Annotated in this window: 10 protein-coding genes; all 10 read right to left on the bottom strand. The window is 72.2% G+C overall.

Going from position 1 to position 16785, the window contains the following annotated elements; translation table 11 throughout:
* A complete protein-coding gene (locus tag ACZ4Z4_RS06355) occupies window positions 1-1524 on the bottom strand; it encodes a right-handed parallel beta-helix repeat-containing protein (RefSeq protein ID WP_468322963.1) in 1524 nt (507 codons plus the stop codon).
* Window positions 1525-1532: 8 nt separating this feature from the next.
* Window positions 1533-3497: a heparinase II/III family protein gene (locus tag ACZ4Z4_RS06350; RefSeq protein ID WP_468322960.1), complete on the bottom strand. Its 1965-nt coding sequence runs from the start codon at window positions 3495-3497 to the stop codon at window positions 1533-1535.
* Entirely contained in the window at window positions 3494-5692 is a 2199-nt protein-coding gene (locus ACZ4Z4_RS06345) for a bi-domain-containing oxidoreductase (RefSeq protein ID WP_468322957.1), read from the bottom strand. Before ACZ4Z4_RS06345 ends, ACZ4Z4_RS06350 begins: the two co-directional genes overlap by 4 nt.
* A gap of 25 nt (window positions 5693-5717) precedes the next feature.
* Window positions 5718-7643 (bottom strand): asparagine synthase (glutamine-hydrolyzing), encoded by a 1926-nt coding sequence (gene asnB / locus ACZ4Z4_RS06340; protein ID WP_468322955.1) that lies wholly within the window; start codon window positions 7641-7643, stop codon window positions 5718-5720.
* 3 nt (window positions 7644-7646) lie between these two features.
* Window positions 7647-9191 carry a Wzz/FepE/Etk N-terminal domain-containing protein gene (locus ACZ4Z4_RS06335; RefSeq protein ID WP_468322952.1) on the bottom strand — a complete coding sequence of 515 codons (1545 nt, stop codon included), beginning with the start codon at window positions 9189-9191 and terminating at the stop codon, window positions 7647-7649.
* Window positions 9188-10555, bottom strand: coding sequence for a Wzz/FepE/Etk N-terminal domain-containing protein (locus ACZ4Z4_RS06330; RefSeq protein ID WP_468322950.1), 1368 nt, complete (start codon window positions 10553-10555; stop codon window positions 9188-9190). The genes ACZ4Z4_RS06335 and ACZ4Z4_RS06330 overlap by 4 nt, the downstream gene beginning before the upstream one ends.
* Window positions 10552-11832 carry a glycosyltransferase family 4 protein gene (locus ACZ4Z4_RS06325; protein ID WP_468322947.1) on the bottom strand — a complete coding sequence of 427 codons (1281 nt, stop codon included), beginning with the start codon at window positions 11830-11832 and terminating at the stop codon, window positions 10552-10554. Before ACZ4Z4_RS06325 ends, ACZ4Z4_RS06330 begins: the two co-directional genes overlap by 4 nt.
* Complete coding sequence (locus ACZ4Z4_RS06320; protein ID WP_468322945.1) at window positions 11822-13141, bottom strand: nucleotide sugar dehydrogenase; 1320 nt, start codon at window positions 13139-13141, stop codon at window positions 11822-11824. Before ACZ4Z4_RS06320 ends, ACZ4Z4_RS06325 begins: the two co-directional genes overlap by 11 nt.
* Window positions 13142-13223: 82 nt before the next feature.
* A complete protein-coding gene (locus ACZ4Z4_RS06315; protein ID WP_468322942.1) occupies window positions 13224-14702 on the bottom strand; it encodes a sugar transferase in 1479 nt (492 codons plus the stop codon).
* Between the two features lie 450 nt (window positions 14703-15152).
* Complete coding sequence (gene istB / locus ACZ4Z4_RS06310) at window positions 15153-16364, bottom strand: IS21-like element helper ATPase IstB (RefSeq protein ID WP_468324152.1); 1212 nt, start codon at window positions 16362-16364, stop codon at window positions 15153-15155.
* Window positions 16365-16785: the final 421 nt, after the last annotated feature.

Here is a 16785-nt window from a genome sequence, read left to right as displayed (position 1 = left end):
TCAACCACCGGCCCGCAGGTCGAGGGTGCTGCCCGCGTCCTGCTCGTAGGGCGTGCTCTGCCACTGCCCGAAGTCGAGCACCCGGCTCGGGTCGTGGGCGACGAACTTCCACGGGCCGCGGTAGACGTTGTCGTGCCAGCGGTTCTGCTGCTTGTGGGTGATCGCCTCGGCCACCCGCTCGCCCTTGTACGGCGACCACTTCGGATATGTGCCGTAGTTGGCGAGGACTGCCATCCGGTCGCACTTCACCGTGCACTTGACGACGGACTTGTCGAGGACGAAGCGGTTGGCGTGGATGTCCACCCGCTGGGTCCGCCACCGGCAGTCGGCGTACAGCGGCGCGGTGGCGATCGCCGGCCGCGCGCAGCGGTCGGTGTCCGGCACGAGCAACGTGCAGTCGCCGGAGGAGGTGTTGGCCGGGCTGTTGCAGAACCGGTCGGCGTTCTCCCACAGGGTGATACCGGACCAGTTGTTCTCCAGTACATTCCGATAGACCTCGATCTTGTCCGTGCGGGCCTTGACCCGCGGCTCGCCGCCGGATTCCGACAGGTAGACGGTCGCGAACGGGAAGCTGTCGCCGCGGTCGGCGTACTTGCGGCCCTCGACCCAGTTGTTCCGACGGAACGTGTTCCGTCGGATGACCGCGTTGTAGCTGGTCTCATAGATGAGCGCGGCCCCGTCGTTCGCCTCAAGGACGTTGTCCTCGATGCGGAAGTCGTTGTTGTTGGTGTCCGCCCACAGGCCGACTCCGCGGTTGTCGTGCACCCAGTTGCCGCGTATGTCGGCGCCGTCGACGGCCCAGAACTTGACGCCTCCCGTGCAGCCGCAGCCCTTGCGACGCCGCTCCCAGTCGCCGGTGTTGTTGCCGACGATCTCGTTGCCCTCGACCACCAGGCCGCGCAGCGGGCCGGTGCCCTTGTACGCGTTCATGCCGTACTGGCCGTTGCCGCGCAGGCAGCTGGCGCGGACCCGCTGCCGGGCACCGGCCATCAGCCCGGCGCCCGAGTTGTACTGGATCTTGGCGTGTTCGATCACCCAGCCGTCGGCCGAGTCGTGGTTGACCACGCCCTCGTCGTGCGGCGCGACGAAACCCTGCACCGTCAGATGGCGGATGGTGACGTCGCGGGCGGCGCCCCCGAACGCGTACTGGTTGGTCTTCCTGCCGTCGAACACCGCGCCCGGCGCGCCCAGGTAGCGGTTCCCCTTCTTGGGGATGACCTGGGCGTGCCGGTCCGGTTCGAGCCTGTGCCTGCCGGGGCGGAGCCAGAACGTGGTGCCCGCCGGGTTGCTCCTGGTCTTCGCGGCCAGGTCGCCGACCACCGCGGGGTCGACCGTCACCGCGCCCGCCGGCGCCTTCGCAGGACCGGTCGCCGGCTTGGCGCACACCCGGGCCACCGGCCGGGCCGCGGACGTGGTCGGCGCGACGGTCGGCTCCGCACGGGCGCCCGGCGTGCTCTCGCAGCCGGTCGCCAGCAGGGCGAGCGCCGCCGCGGGCACCGCCCAGTTCCGCCACCTGATCCCCACGCGTCCCCCTAGCCCCGGAACCTGAGCACGGTGGTGAACTGCTGCGCGCCGTCGGCGGAGCCGGTGCCGATCAGTGTGGTGGCGGGCTCCTTGCGGCCGAACCCCGCGGAGTACCAGCCCAGCGGGGACGGGTCGGTCTCGCCGCGGTGTGCCCGCCAGGTCAGCTGACCGGGCAGGTCCAGCTCCGCGGAGCGGTCCTCGCCGTCCCGGGTCCAGGTGAGCACGGCCCGGTTCCCCGTCAGCTCCGCGGTGATCGCGGGACCGAGGTGGAAGGCAAGGCGCGCCGCCCGGCGCGGGCCGCCGCGCACCTCGTCGAGCACCCGCAGCTCCCGGCGCGCGGCGGTCAGCTCCACGCGGCGGCGGTGCACGGCCCGCGGGTACCCGTCGTGTTCGGCGCACCAGCGGGCCACGGCCGGGTCGGAGGTGTCCGCGACCAGGACGCGGGTGCGGGCGTGCCGGGTCCACAGGAACGGCCCGCCGGAGACGGACTGGTCCGTACCGTCCAGTTGGAGGGTGTTGTGGCCGAGCGTCGAGCGGAAGTACTGCCGCCACTCGGGCTGCCCGTGGTAGCAGTACGTCCCCGGGTCGGCGAGCACGTCCACCCCGTCGTGCCGGACCTCCACGGACAGCGCGTCCGCGTGGGCGTGCGCGGCGATGGACAGGAAGCCGTGCGGACCGCCGTCGCAGCGGCACCAGATGTCGTCCGGGCCGCGCAGAATGGTCATGCCCGCGTCGGGGAAGTGGGGCGGCCGGTGGGCGGGGCGGGTCACGCGCGGTGCGGTGCCGTCCTTCGCGTACGGCCGGATGAGCGAGGCCAGGAGCGGGGTGCGCACATCGGTGCCGGTCACCGCGGGCCACCAGTCGAGCCGTCCGAACACGGCGTCCCCGGTGGCGAGGAGCGAGGCCCAGCGGTCGGTGCCCGCGCCGTCCACGACCAGACCGTGCCCGTCGTCCGCGTCCCCCTGGCGCGGCGGCCGCGACCGGTTGTCCACGACGGCCGCCAGCGCGTCGGTCATGCGCAGCAGTACGAGACGGACGGTCGGGGGGACCGGCACGCCGGCGGCGTCCGCCTCGGCCACCGCGGCCAGGCCGAGCTCCAGGACGAGTCCGTGGTACTCGGTGGCCAGCTCACGGTTGAGGCCGGAGGGGAAGGTGTTGGCGCGCAGCTGCCGGTCGAGGGAGCGCAGCGCGTCGGTCCGCCAGCGCGCCGAGGCCGGGAACCAGGCGAACGCGCAGGCCGCGGCGGCCTGTCCGGCGGTCTCCGCGATGACGTGGTTGTTCGCCGACGACCCCCGGCTGGGGAAGGCGGCCAGCCACCGCTGGTGGTGCCAGATCTGCTGGTGCGCCACCGGGTTGTCCTCGAAGAGGGCGGCCGCGCCCGGCCAGCCGTCCAGCAGTCGGCGGATCCACACCCAGGACAGCAGCCGGATCCCCAGCTCGATACCGCTGATCCAGTGCACGCCGTGCAGCGGCGCGTTGGCCGACCACCACGAGCGAAGGTGCTCGGCAACGCGCTCGGCATACCGCTCGTTCCCGGTGACGGCGTAGGCGGCGGCGAGCACGGTGAGGTACTGGTGCCGGGACGGCTCCCAGATCTGCTTGATGTCCCCGACCGCGTCCTCGTCCCGGTACGGCAGGCCGAAGGCGTAGCCCCACGGGGCCCGCCGCCCGGTCTTCGGGTCGTACCACCAGTCCGGGGCGACCAGGTCGTCGCGGACCACCCCGAAGAACTCGGCGTGCCCGGCCATCAGCCGGTCCGCCTCGGCGACGAGACGCTTCGCGGCGTCCTGCGGCACCGCGACGATCGCCCCGGCGGGCAGCGCCGCGGTGAACCGGGCACCGGTCACACTCGGGCAGTCCGGCGGCGCCGACCGCCAACGCCGCCTGCGCACCGTGTCACCGACGCGCCCCGCGGCCTCCCGCGGCCCCATCCGGGACAGCCGCCGCAGGTACCAGCCCACGCTCATCGTCATCGCGCGCCCGCCAACGTCACCGGCGCGCCACCGGCGAGACCGGCGGGCACGGCGAGGGTGGCCGCCGTGGTGGCGACCAGCGACTCCAGCGGCACCGGCATCGGCCCGCCGGTCCGCACGGCCCTGACGAACGCGGCCAGCTCGGCGTTCTGGCCCTTGTCCCTGGCCTTGGGCAGCCGCGAGCTGACCCACCGCTTGCGGCCGCTGTCGTACACCGAGGCGCGGACGAAGTCGTCGAGCCGCAGCGCCTTGCCGTCCGCGACCAGGTCCAGCGTCTCCTTGGGGAAGCCGGCCGGTCCTGTGGTGACGTAGCTGATGGTGGCGGTGGAGCCGTCCGGGTAGCGCAGGACGACCTGGAGGTCTTCGCCCCCGGCCGGGGCGAGCGCGTACACCGATACCGGGTCGGCCCCGAGCAGCCAGCTCGCCGTGTCGATGAAGTGCCCGCCCTCACCGGCGAACCGGGAGCCCTCGGTGCCCTGCTGGAGGTACCAGCTGCCGTGCTGGAGCCGGCCCGCGTTGACCAGGTAGCGCAGGCTCGCCGGACCGGTCCGGGCGCCGAACCGCTTCCTGGCCTCCTGGAGCAGCGGCGCGAACCGGCGGTTGAAGCCCACCTGCAACCGGTCGTTGCCGGACTCCTCCACGGCCGCGACCACGCCGGCCAGCTCGTCCTCGGAGAGGGCCAGTGGCTTCTCCACGAACACCGCCTTGCCGGCGAGGAGCGCCCGCCGGGTCAGGTCGGCGTGCGAACTGTGCCGGGTGACCACGAACACCGCGTCGATGGACTTGTCGCCGAGCACGGCGTCGAGATCGGTGGTCGCCTCGGCGAAGCCGAACTTCCGCCGGGCGTTGGCCGCGGAGAGCGCCGTCGTGGTGACGACGGTCGACAGCGTGACGCCGTCCCGCCCCACCAGGTGCGGCAGCAGCATCGACGTCGCGTAGTTCCCGGCGCCGACGAACGCGAGGCGCACCGGTGTCCCGGCGGTCCGGGACGGGGCGGGTATGCCGCCGCCGCGTCGTTTCACCGCGGGCACGGCCACCGTCGGGGCCGCCGCCTCCGCTGGCTCCTCGGCGCGGCCGGGGTACCGGAACAGGACGGCCACGGCCTTGAGGCCGCCGTCCTTCAGCCGCCCGTACGTCTCGACCGCGTCGTCGAAGTCGGCGATGTGGGAGACCAGGGGCTCCACGTCGACGCGGCCCCGGGCGACGAGGTCGAGGAAGCACGCCAGGTTGCGGCGCTCGGTCCAGCGCACATAGCCGATCGGGTAGTCCCGTCCTTCCAGCTCGTACGCCGGGTCGTAGCGCCCGGGGCCGTACGAGCGGGAGAACCGGACGTCCAGCTCCTTCTCGTAGTACGCGTTCCACGGCAGGTCCAGGCGGCACTTGCCGATGTCGACGACCCGGCCGCGGTCCCGGCTCAGGTGGGCGGCGAGCTCGACGGGCTGGTTGCTGCCGCCGCCCGCGGCCAGATACACCTGGTCGACGCCGTGGCCGCCGGTGAGTTCGGCGACGGCGGCTGCCACGGCGGCGGACGCGGGGTCACCGGCGGCCGCCGCGCCGAGCCGCTCGGCGAGCTCGCAGCGCGCCGGGTCGGGGTCGGCCCCCACGACGCGGACCCCCGACGCGGTGAGGAGCTGCACCACCAGCTGCCCGATCAGCCCGAGGCCGATGACCAGCGCCACCTCGCCGAGCTGCGGCTCGCCCTGCCGGACGCCCTGCAACGCGATCGACCCGACGGTGCCGAAGGCCGCGTGCCGCGGCGCGAGACCGTCCGGCACCGGGGTGTAGAGGTTCTTCGGCACCCAGTTCAGCTCGGCGTGCAGCGCGTGCTCGTTGCCCGCGCAGGCCACGAGGTCACCGACCGCCACGTCGTCGATCCCGGCGCCGACCTGCTCGACCACCCCGCACAGCGAATAGCCGAGCGGCGTGTAGGAGTCCAGCTTGCCCATCACCTTGCGGTACGTGGCGGGCACGCCGTTGGTGGCCACGCTCTGCATGACCTTGGCCACCTGGTCGGGCCGGGAGCGGGCCTTGCCCACCATCGACATGCCGGCCTCGGACACCTTCATGAGCTCGGTCCCCGTGGAGATCAGCGAGTAGGCGCTGCGCACCAGCACGCCGTCCGGCTTGCACCCCGGCGCCGGCACGTCGAGCAGCGCCAACTCGCCGCTCTTGTAGTTCTGTACGACCTGTTTCACCCGAGCTCCTCTTGTTTCCACACTGTCAAGCCGCCTGCCGGCCGGAGCCGGAGGTCGCGCCGCGGTACCAGTACTCCAGGGTCAGCACGTGCCACAGATGTTTGGAGAAGTCCCGCTGCCCCGCGGCGTCCTCGGCGACCATCCGCGCCAGCGCGTCGCGGCGCAGGATCCCGGAGTTGACGAGCACGCCGTCGTGCACCACCTCGCGCACCAGCGGCGCCAGGTCCCGGCTCATCCACGCGCGCAGCGGGGCGCTGAACAGGCCCTTGGGCCGGTACACGATCTCCTTGGGCAGGATCGAGGTGGCCGCCTCCTTCAGGACGGCCTTGCCCTGCCGTCCGGCGATCTTGCGCTCGCCCGGCACGGTGAACGCCGCCTTGACCACCTCGACATCCACGTACGGCACCCGCACCTCGGTCGACGCGGCCATGCTGGAGCGGTCCGTGTAGGCGAGGTTCAGGCCCGGCAGGAACATCCGGGAGTCGCCCAGGCACATGCGGTTGACGAAGTCGTCGAGGTCGTTGTCCTCGTAGACGTCCGCGTGCTCCGTCAGTACGTCGTCGACCGTCCCGGCCAGGTCCGGGTTGACAAGGGCGAGCAGTTCGTCCTGGTCGTACATGGTGTAGCTGCGCCGGAACGCGGTCTCCTCCGGCAGCTCCGCGAAGGACAGGAACCGCTTCGCGAAGCGCACCGACCGGTACCCGCGGCGGGCCGTGGCGACCGGCAGCCGGTCGACGGCCGCGGACACCCCGCGCCGCAGGGGCCGCGGCACCCGCTGGTAGCGCAGCGCGAGCAGGTTGGCCAGGTGCTTGCGGTACCCGGCGAACAGCTCGTCGGCGCCCATGCCCGAGAGCATCACCTTGACGCCGGCCTCCCGGGCGGCCGAGCAGATCAGGAACGTGTTGATCGCGGCGGGGTCGCCGATCGGCTCGTCCAGGTGGTGCGTCATCCGGGGCAGCAGTTCGAGCACGTCCGGGGCGATCTCGATCTCGTGCAGGTCGACCCCGAACCGCGCGGCCACCTGCCGGGCGTAGCGCAGGTCGTCCGGCATCGCCTCGAACCTGGCGTCCGCGGCGCGGAACCCGATCGTGTAGGCGGATATCCCGGGCCGGTCGCGGGCCGCGAGCGCCGTCAGATAGCTGGAGTCGAGACCGCCGGAGAGGAAGGTCGCCACCGGCACGTCGGAGAGCAGGTGCCGCCGGGTCGACTCCTCGACGACCGCGGCCACGTCCGGCCGCTCCCCGCCGCGGGCCCGCTCCTGGGCCTCACGGGCGACGTCCTTGAGGTTCCAGTACCGGCCGCGCTCGATCCGCCCGTCGGGCCGGCACCGCAGCCAGCTCCCCGGCGGCAGCTTCTCCGCCTCGCTGAACGCGCAGCGCGTGTCCGGCACCCAGTAGTAGAGCAGCGAGGCCACCAGCGCGGCGTGGTCCACCTCCAGCGACCCGCCGCTCACGGCGGCGAGCGCCTTGAGCTCGGAGGCGAACATCAGGCCACCGCCGCGCCGGAGCAGGAACAGCGGCTTGATGCCGAGCTGGTCGCGGGCGAGCACCAGGTCACCGGTCCGCTCGTCGAAGACCGCGAACGCGAACATGCCGCGCAGCCGCGGCAGGCACTCCGTGCCCCAGCGCCGCCAGGCCTCCAGGACCACCTCGGTGTCGGAGGTGCCGCGGAAGCGCACCCCGGCGGCCGTCAACTCGGCCCGCAGCTCCGGGGAGTTGTACAGCTCGCCGTTGTACGTCAGGGCGAGGCCGTCGGAGACCATCGGCTGGGCGCCGGTCTCGGACAGGTCGATGATGGCGAGGCGGCGGTGCCCGAGCTGCACTTCGCCGTCGCCGACGGAGTGGCCGTACCGGCCCGCCCCGTCCGGGCCGCGGTGGGCCAGGACATCGGTGAGCCGGTCGGTCACCGCCTTCCCGTCCGGCCAGCGGTAGGTTCCTGCGATGCCACACATGATCTAGCGCGCCTCCTGGTCGCTGTACGGGACCCGTGCGGCCGGCCTCGACGGCCGTTCCGTCCGCGGCCGTTCCGTCCGCGGCTGATCGGTCCCGTTCTGCCGGGCCGGCCGCTCCTGATGTCCGCGCAGCGCGGTGTGCAGCCCGTCCCACAGCGTGCCGTCGGTCCGGTCGCGCGGGTCGGGGTCGACCAGCACCACACCGATCACCGGAATGAGCTGGTCGGCGAGTTGCCGCGCCACGGTGTGCAACCAGGCGGCGCTGCCGTGCCCGGCCCGTACGACGAGCACGGTCTGACCGCCGAGGTACTGAAGGTCGGTCCACGCGGTGCCGGGCGCGACCGAGCCGACGCCGATCCGGCGCGTCCGGTGCGGCACGGCCGCGGCACGGTCACCGCTGACCACGCTCGGATCCCCGGGTTCGCGGCGGCTGTCGGCCAGCTCCGAGCCGGGCAGACCGTCGATGACGACCACCGGCTCCTGCGCCGCGAGGGCCCTGGCGACGTCCAGGGCGAGCACGCTCGTGGTGCGCGCACAGCCCAGTTCCAGCAGCGACACCGGTTCCGAGGAGCCGCGCACGGTGCGGGCGAGCGTCGTCGTGAGCCGTTCGCGCGCCGCCCGGGTCCGTCGGCGCTGCCACATCCAGGCCGGCCGACGGGGCGTGCGGCGCAGCTCGGCGATGACCGAGGCCCCGAGGTTCGCCGCTATCTCCCGGCGCAGCACCGGCCGGTCCGCGACCACCGTGCCGACCGCGGCCAGCACCAGCCCGAGGACGAGCCCGAGGACGAGCCCGATCGTGGCGTTGGTGGCCGCGGTCTTCGGCAGGGAGTGCTGTACCGCGCGCGGGGCGTCCACGATCTGCGTGCCGGCGATGAGCTTGGGCGTGCCGGTGCGCGCCTCGGCGGCGCGCTCGTCGAAGTCGGCGATTCGCGAGTTGAGTTCGGCCCGGCGGGCGAAGAGCGACTCGATGCTCGCCGCGTCCGCCGGGTCACTGTCCGGCGACCGGCCGCCGATCGCCTTGTTGACCTGCTCCAGCTCGTCCCGCATGCGGTCGCGCTGGTCGAGCAGGGCCTTGGCCTCGGCCTTCGCGGTTTCCCGCATCCGCCGCACATGGTCCGCGACGAACGCGTCGGCGAGGGCCTTGGCCCTGGCCACCGCTGCCGCGTCGCTGTCGGCCGTCACTTCGATCTGCATTAGGTTGTTGGTCAGGCCGGTGCCCCGGTAGTCCTGCATGAAGTCCTCCGGTTTCTCGGGGGACTTGAGGGCTTCCAGGGCCTTTCCGGCGATCCGTGTGGTCCCGAGCAGCTCGACGTCGGTGCGTATCAGCGTTCCCGTGTCGTTGGGCTGGTCGTCCTGGTGCACGACCAGCACCTTGGTCACGGCGGTCGGCGCGGGCGGCAGCAGGACGGCCACCGCCACCCCGGCCACCAGTCCCAGCAGCGCCAGCACGGACCAGAGGCGGCGGCGCCTGCGCACCGCGACGACCAGCGCGTGCAGGTCGAGCAGCGGAGTGGCCGCGGACGACTCCGACGTCGTGCTTGCCGTCACCGGGCACCTCCCGTCGCGTTGCCGCGCGCCGCGAGCGCCGGCGTGGCGCCCTCGGCGGGGTGGTCGGCGGACCGCGACGGACGGACCCGGACCGGGCCGGCGACCACGGTGCCGACGACCTCGTGTCCGGCTTCCGCGCAGGCCTCGGCGAGGCCGGCGAGCTCACCCGCGGTCCAGCTGCCCGCGCTGACCACGACCAGCGCACCGGACTCGGTGTCGCGGTCCGGCACCATCGGCCGGTCCACCGGCACGTCCACCATCCGCAGCAGCGGATCGCTCTTGGCCTCCGCGACGAGCTGACCGGCGGCCCGGCGGGCGGTCTCGTCCCCGTCCGGTACGACGACCAGCAGCCGCCGCGGGGCCGGCAGCCGGGTCCGCAGGCGGGCGCACACCCGCCGGTAACGGATCCGTCTGCCGGCCTCGTCGCCGGAGGCCTGCGGGGTCGGCACGTCCCACCGGATGTCGAGGCCGAGGAACCGGCGGGCCGTGGCCCACATGCCGTGTCCCGTCGGCCGGCGCGCGGCCCGTTCCTCGGGCACGTCGACGGTGCCGAGCAGCGGCGAGCCCAGCGCCGCGGCGAGCTCCGCTTCCGTGCGCACCCGACGGTTCATCCGTGCGGCGGCGAGATGGCCGACGACCGCGAGCAGGAAGGCGAGCAGTGCCCCGGCGGCGATGAGCTGCGTCCTCGTCGGCGGAGCCTCGCCGGTGGGCCGGGGCGCCGGACCCATCACGACCATGCCGGCCGTGTCGGACGCCGGGTCGGCCTCGTCCAGCTTCTTCATGGCCTCCTCCAGCGAGGTGCGCAGCTTCTCCAGGGAGGTGCGGGCCTGCACGCTCTCCACGGTCCGTCCCGGATCGGCCGCGTCGGCCAGGTCGCTGATGCGGCGGTTGGTCTCCACCACCTTCTGCCGCAGCTCCTCGGGGCCCGTGGCCGCTTCGGAATCGCCGCTGCCGCCCACGATCCGCGCGGAGAACGCGACGAACTCCTTGGCGATCCGGTCGGAGAGCCGCTGCGCGCGCTCCGGGGAGCCGGCCGTACCCGAGATCTTGATGATGTTGCCGTCGGTGGCCTTGGCGCTCACCCGGTCCCGCAGGTCGCCGCCGCTGACGCCCTGCCAGTCGAGCGAGGCGGCCGCCCGGTCGACCACCGCGGAACTGGTCGCGATCTCCGCCTGCGTGAGCAGCTCGCGCTCCTCCCACTGCCCCGGCAGCAGCACGGACGCGGACGCCGTGTACCGGGGCGGGAACACCAGGGAGGTGCCGTAGCCGACGAGCGCACCCACCACGGCGAGGACGGCGAGGAGCCGCCAGCGCCGTCGGAGGATCCGCCCGACCGTGACCAGGCGTATCGGTTCTTCGCTCAACGGCGGGGCCTCCTCCGCTTCCTGCGGGGGCCGCCTGCCTGCGCCGGAGTGCGAGCGCGGCAGGCGGCGGCGTAGGCGGCGAGCAGCGCCGTCTGCGAGTTCCGCCAGGAAAGCTGCCCGCTGATCCGCTCCTGGCCGATCTCGCCCATCCGGGCCCGCTTCTCCGGGTCGTCGAGGAGCACCGTGATGAGCTTGGCGAACTCGGCCTCGTCGTCGGCGGGCGCGTACACGGCGGCGTCACCGGCGGAGACGCGCGCCTCCCGCAGGTCGAAGGAGACGATCGGCCGGCCCATCGCCATGTACTCCAGGACCTTGTTCATCGTCGACACGTCGTTGAGCGGATTGCACGGGTCGGGGGAGAGGCACACGTCCGCGGTGGAGAGGTAGCGCACGAGGTCGGCGTCCGGAATGCGCCCGGTGAACTGCACCTGGTCCGAGAGCCCGAGCCGCCGGGCCAGCTCCACCATCGCGTCGTGGGCGTCGCCGGAGCCGACGAACACGGCGTGCCAGTCGGTCCTGCCGAGCTCGTCGCGCAGCTTCGCGAGCGCCCGCAGCGCGTAGTCGACCCCGTCCTGCGGGCCCATGACGCCGAGGTAGCACAGCAGATGGGGCTTGCCACGCTTCAACTCCGGCTCGGGAGGCACGGGTCGGAACCGGTCGACGGCGGGCGCGCTGCGCACCACGAAGACGTCCTCCGGCCGCTTGCCGCCCCGGCTCACCGCGACGTCACGGTAGCTCTCGTTCGTGGCGATGACGATGTCGGCGGCCCGGTACGTCAGCCGTTCCAGGGCGCACACCCCGCGGTAGAGCAGGTCCTTGCCGCGGTCGAAGCGGGACAGGTACAGCTCGGGCACCAGGTCGTGCTGGTCGAAGACGAACCGTGCGCCGCGCCGCGTCAGCCACCGGGCCGGCAGGAACAGCAGGTCCGGCGGGTTGCAGGCGTGGACCACGTGGACCGGGCCGACCTTGCGGATCAGCCGGGCCGTGTGCCAGAGCGCGGAGCCGTACTCCCGCAGATAGCCGGCCGGGCCTCCGGTGGCGGCGCGCAGCGGGTAGCGGTGGATCCGCACCCCGTCGATCTCCGCCTCCGGCTCCGTGTCCCGCTTGCTGCCCTGCGGGCAGATGACGTCCACCCGCCAGCCCGCGTCGCGCAGCGTCGTGCATTCCTGCCACACCCGCCGGTCGAACGGCACCGACAGGTTCTCCACGAGGATCAGTGCGCGCCGGTCCGGCCGGTCGCCGCCGGCCGCGTCACCGAACGATGTGTCACCAAGCAAGGCCCACGTACCCCGATTCGGTCCGGCGCGTGTCGGCGTCGGGAAGGCGGATGAGGTCGATCAGGACCGGTCCCTCGGCGCCGTGCGGCAACGCGGAGAGCACGGCCGGGTCCTTCGTCCCGACCAGGCACACCTCGGCGTGCTCCAGCACCTCGTCGACGGAGCCCGCGAGCAGCTGCGCGAGGTGCGGAAGGCGGGTCTCGATGTACTCGCGGTTGGCGCCGAGCAGCCGGGAGAGGCTCACGTTGGCGTCGTAGATCTTCAGGTCGTACCCCTTGCCGAAGAGCCGCTCCGCCAGCTCGACCAGCGGGCTCTCGCGGAGGTCGTCGGTGCCGGGTTTGAAGGAGAGCCCGAACACGCCCACCCGGCGCTTGCCGGTCCGCTCGACCAGGTCCACCGCGCGCTGAAGATGGTCGGAGTTGGAGGGCAGCACGTGGGACAGGATGGGGACCGAGACGTCGGCCCGCCGCGCCGCGTGGACCAGGCTGCGCAGGTCCTTGGGCAGGCAGGAGCCGCCGAAGGCGAAGCCGGGCCGCAGATAGGCGGGGCTGATGTTCAGCTTGCGGTCGGCCAGGAACACGTCCATCACCTGGTGCGAGTCCACACCGAGCGCCTGGCACACCGCGCCCAGCTCGTTGGCGAAACCGATCTTGAGGCCGTGGAACGCGTTGTCCGCGTACTTGATCGCCTCGGCCGTCGGGACCGGCACCCGGAACACCTCACCGGGCAGCCCGTCGTACAGCGCCGCCACCACGTCACCGCTCGCCGGGTCGAGCTCGCCGATGACGGTCTTGGGCGGGTCGAAGAAGTCCCGCACGCTCGTGCCCTCGCGCAGGAACTCCGGGTTGACCGCGACCCCGAAGTCCACCCCGGCCGTGCCGCCGACGTACTTCTCCAGGATCGGCACGAGCAGGTTCAGGCAGGTGCCCGGCAGCATGGTGCTGCGGAACACGACGGTCTGGCGGCCGCCCCGCTCGGCCACCACGGCGCCGATCTGCTCGGTGACGCGCTCCAAGTACGTGGTGCACAGGCTGCCGTTGGGCTCCGAGGGCGTGCCCACGCAGACCAGCGACACCTCGCTCTCCATGATCGCCTCGCGGACGTCGCCCGTGGCGCGTAACGCCCCACTGTGCACCACCTCGGCGATGAGCTCGCCGATCCGCTCCTCGACCACGGGCGCCTTGCCGTCGTTGACCAGGTCGACCTTCACCTGGTTCACGTCCACCCCGACGACCTCGTGGCCCATGCTGGCCAGGCACGCGGCCGAGACGCAGCCCACGTAGCCGAGCCCGAAAACGCTGACCTTCATGACTTCTCCCTCCCCCCAGGCAGGCCCTCGCGGCCTGCGGTCCCCGCGTCGGCCGGACGGCCGAACCGCCACCCGCCGCGCATCAGTAGGCCCCGTGCCCGGAGAGCACCGCACGCAGGGTCTTCCACAAGATCACCGCGTCCAGGGCGAGCGACCAGTCCTCCACATAGCGCAGGTCGAGCCGGACCGCCTCCTCCCACGGCAGGTCGCTGCGTCCGCTGATCTGCCACAGGCCGGTGAGGCCGGGCTTGACGAGCAGCCGCCGCCGGATGTCCGGGCCGTACGCGGCGGACTCCTCCGGCAGCGGAGGCCGCGGGCCGACGAGCGACATCGATCCGGTGAGTACGTTGAACAGCTGCGGGAGCTCGTCGAGCGAGTACCGCCGCAGCACCGCTCCCACCCGGGTCACCCGCGGGTCCCGGCGGAGCTTGAACAACAGGCCCGCGCCCTCGTTCCGGTCGGCCAGCGCGGCACGGGCCCGGTCGGCCCCGGAGACCATGGTGCGGAACTTGAGGATGGTGAACTCGCGGCCGCCCTTGCCGACTCTGCGCTGGCGGTAGAAGGCCCCACCCCGGCTGTCCGCAAGGACCAACAGCCCCACGAGCACCATCAGCGGCGCGAACAACAGCAACAGGACCGCCGCGCCCAGCCGGTCGACGACTGCCTTGACCGCCCGCCGGCCCCCGGTGAAGGCCGGCATGCTGACCCGCAGCAGCGGGATCCCGAGCACCGCGTCGACGTGCAGCCGCGGCCCCGCCACCTCCATCAGCACGGGCGCCACGACCATCTCGGCGTCGCTGCCCTCCAGGTTCCAGGCGAGCCGCTGGAGCCGGTCCGGTGACCAGTGCGGGTCCGGCGTGACGGCGACGACACGGTAGCCGTCGCGGCGGACATGCCCCGCGACGTCCGACAGCTCACCGACGACCGGCACTCCGTCCAGGTGGTCGCCGTCGATCCCCACACCGTCCGTCGTGCACACCGCGTCCACCCGCCAGCCCAGGTGCGGAAGCTTGCGGGACCGGGTGATCAGGTCGCGCACGGTGGCCGGACTCCCGGCGGCGAGCACCGGTATCAGGCACCGCCCCTCTTTCCGCTGCCTGTGCAGCCGAAGGCGGAGCAGATACCGCGCGGTCATGGTGACGAGTGCGATCGCGGGGATCGCGACGAAGATCCAGAGTTTGATATTGCGCGAGGTGAGGGCTATTCCGCCGAGCGCGAGCACGACGACCGCCGCAAACAATGAACGTCCGAGTCGGCGGAATTCCTCGGCTCCTTGGCCGAGAACAGCCGGAGCCCACGCCCTGTTCACCGCAAGCGACCCAAGCACAAGCAGCTCGGTGCCGAATGCGAGAATTCCCCACTTCTCGTGCCAGTTGGCCGCGTCCCGTGCCCCGAAGAAGATACCGATCGCCCCCACCACGAAGGCGGTGGCAACCGTATCGCTGGTGATCACGGTACGTCTGTACCGCTGCTCCCAGTCGCTCGCGGGCCGGTCGATCGTCCCGTCCGCCAGACGCCCGCGCGCCGACGGAATCGGGCTGACTAATCCCCCCTGCCGCACAGAACCCCCCAGGTCCCCAGTGGTTGGGCATGCTCGCGCCCACACTCCCCCCGGGAGACGACCGTCCCCCGCGCCGCACCGTTCTCCCCCACGGAAGGCCCCCGCCTCCCGCGCGTGCAATTCCGGCCACTCAAGCGCTATTCGGTCGGCCCGCCGTCGAAGCCCCGGATGCTCCCCGCATCCGGGGCCCGCTCTCGGGGCACTGAAAACTGATCACCACGCCGGGCGTGGAACGCGCTTTCTTGCTGGTTGTGGCGTCGAACCCATAGATCATTACTCGTTGCTTCAGGTGCGAACAGCTGAAGCACGGTCAATCTAGACCATCGCGACGGCTATGGAGAGGGGATGTGTGGAATTTGTGCTCGAGGTTTGATGCCGGTTCAACGAACGGGTGTCCGCCCGGGGAATAGCCGCCCGAAAGTCCGGCCCGGCCGGGGCTGCCGCCCAAGGTCAGAAGGCCGGCCCGAAGCTCTCCCGGCCCGCGGCCGGGGTGCCCTCCAGGCGGCGTGTGCGGTAGCTGTCGGCGTCGAGTGCGACGACCTCCGCGTGATGGGCGAGGCGGTCCACCGTCGCGGAGGCCATGGCGCTGTCGCCGAACACCTCGTCCCAGCGGCCGAGCGGCCGGTTGCTGGTGACGATCAGTGAGGCACGTTCGTAGCGGTGCGAGACCAACTGGAAGAGGAGGTGGGCGACTTCGGAGTCGAAGGGCACGTAGCCGACCTCGTCCACGACGAGGACCGCGTACGCGTCGAGCCGGGCCAGCTCCTTGCGCAGCCGCCCCGCGGCCTTGGCGTCCGCGAGCCGGGTGCCCCACTCGGCGGCGGTCGCGAACAGCACCTGGTGGCCGGCCTGGCAGGCCCGCACGCCCAGGGCGACCGCCAGGTGCGTCTTGCCCGTGCCGGGGCCGCCGAGCAGCACCACGTTCGCCTTGCGGGTGACGAAGTCGACCTTCCCCAGCCGGGTGATCACCTGCGGCTCGGGCGCCCGCAGGTGACCCTCGTCGAACATCTCCAGGACCTTCCTGGCCGGAAATCCGGCGGCCTCGATGCGCTCCTCGGCACCGGCTCCCTGCTCCACCACCGCGTCGCCGTCCTCCGCGGCGCCGCCGTCCCGCTGAGCGGGAATGACCACCGCTTGGGGGCACTCCTTCACGGTGCGCGCCCTCGTCTCGTGCGCCGCCATGGGCCCGGACATGTACGCGAGGATGGCCGCGGAGGCGATGAACGCCATGTGGATGACCGTCCCCCACAGCAGATCGTGCCGAGGCGTGTGGTGCACGTCGACGAACATCTGGAGCAGGTGCACCGACGAGATCCCGACGATCGCCGTGGCCAGTTTCACCTTCAGCACGTTGGAATTGACGTGCGACAGCCACTCGGGCTGGTCCCGATGGCCCTGGAGACCGATCCGCGAGACGAAGGTCTCGTACCCCCCGACGATCACCATGATCAGCAGATTGGCGATCATCACCACGTCGACGAGTTTGAGGACGGCGAGCATGACGTGCGTCTCGTCCGCGTGCCCGCTGATGACGTGATGGATGAGGTGCCACAGCTCGTTGAAGAACTTGTAGACGTACACGCCCTGCGCGGCCACCAGCCCGAAGTACAGGGGCGCTTGGAGCCAACGGGTCGCGAAGAGGGCACACCCCAGGGTGGTCATGTTCGACGGGGGCGAGGCGGAGCGGGACACGAGACCTCCAACAGCCGTGAGGCCCGTCATTCTTGTGGGCCGCTCCCGACAATCAGAATCCGAGCCACTCGTTGGGGTTAATAGAAATCCAGTCGGACAGGTCCTCCCATCCGACCGCCTATGCGGAGAACCGGGTGAATCCTCGCAGTACGTCCCGTCCGTCGGCCCGGAATTCCAGGTGTGCCCGGGAGCCGACGAGCCGGCCGTCGTCGGAGCGGAGGAACTCCACGGGCGCCTGCTCGGAGCGGCCGATGACACGGAAGCCCGGGGGAGCGTGCGGGGCACCGCTGCCGTGCTCACCGTTTCCGTGGCCGATCCGAGGTCTTTGCCCGGGGGCTCACCCGAAGCCGCGGCACCGGCATCCCCGTCGGCCATCGGCACCCCCTCCGGC

Source organism: Streptomyces sp. NPDC030245 (assembly GCF_055572995.1).
Note: the sequence above shows the minus strand (reverse complement) of the source record. Positions and strands in the feature narration are given on the sequence as shown.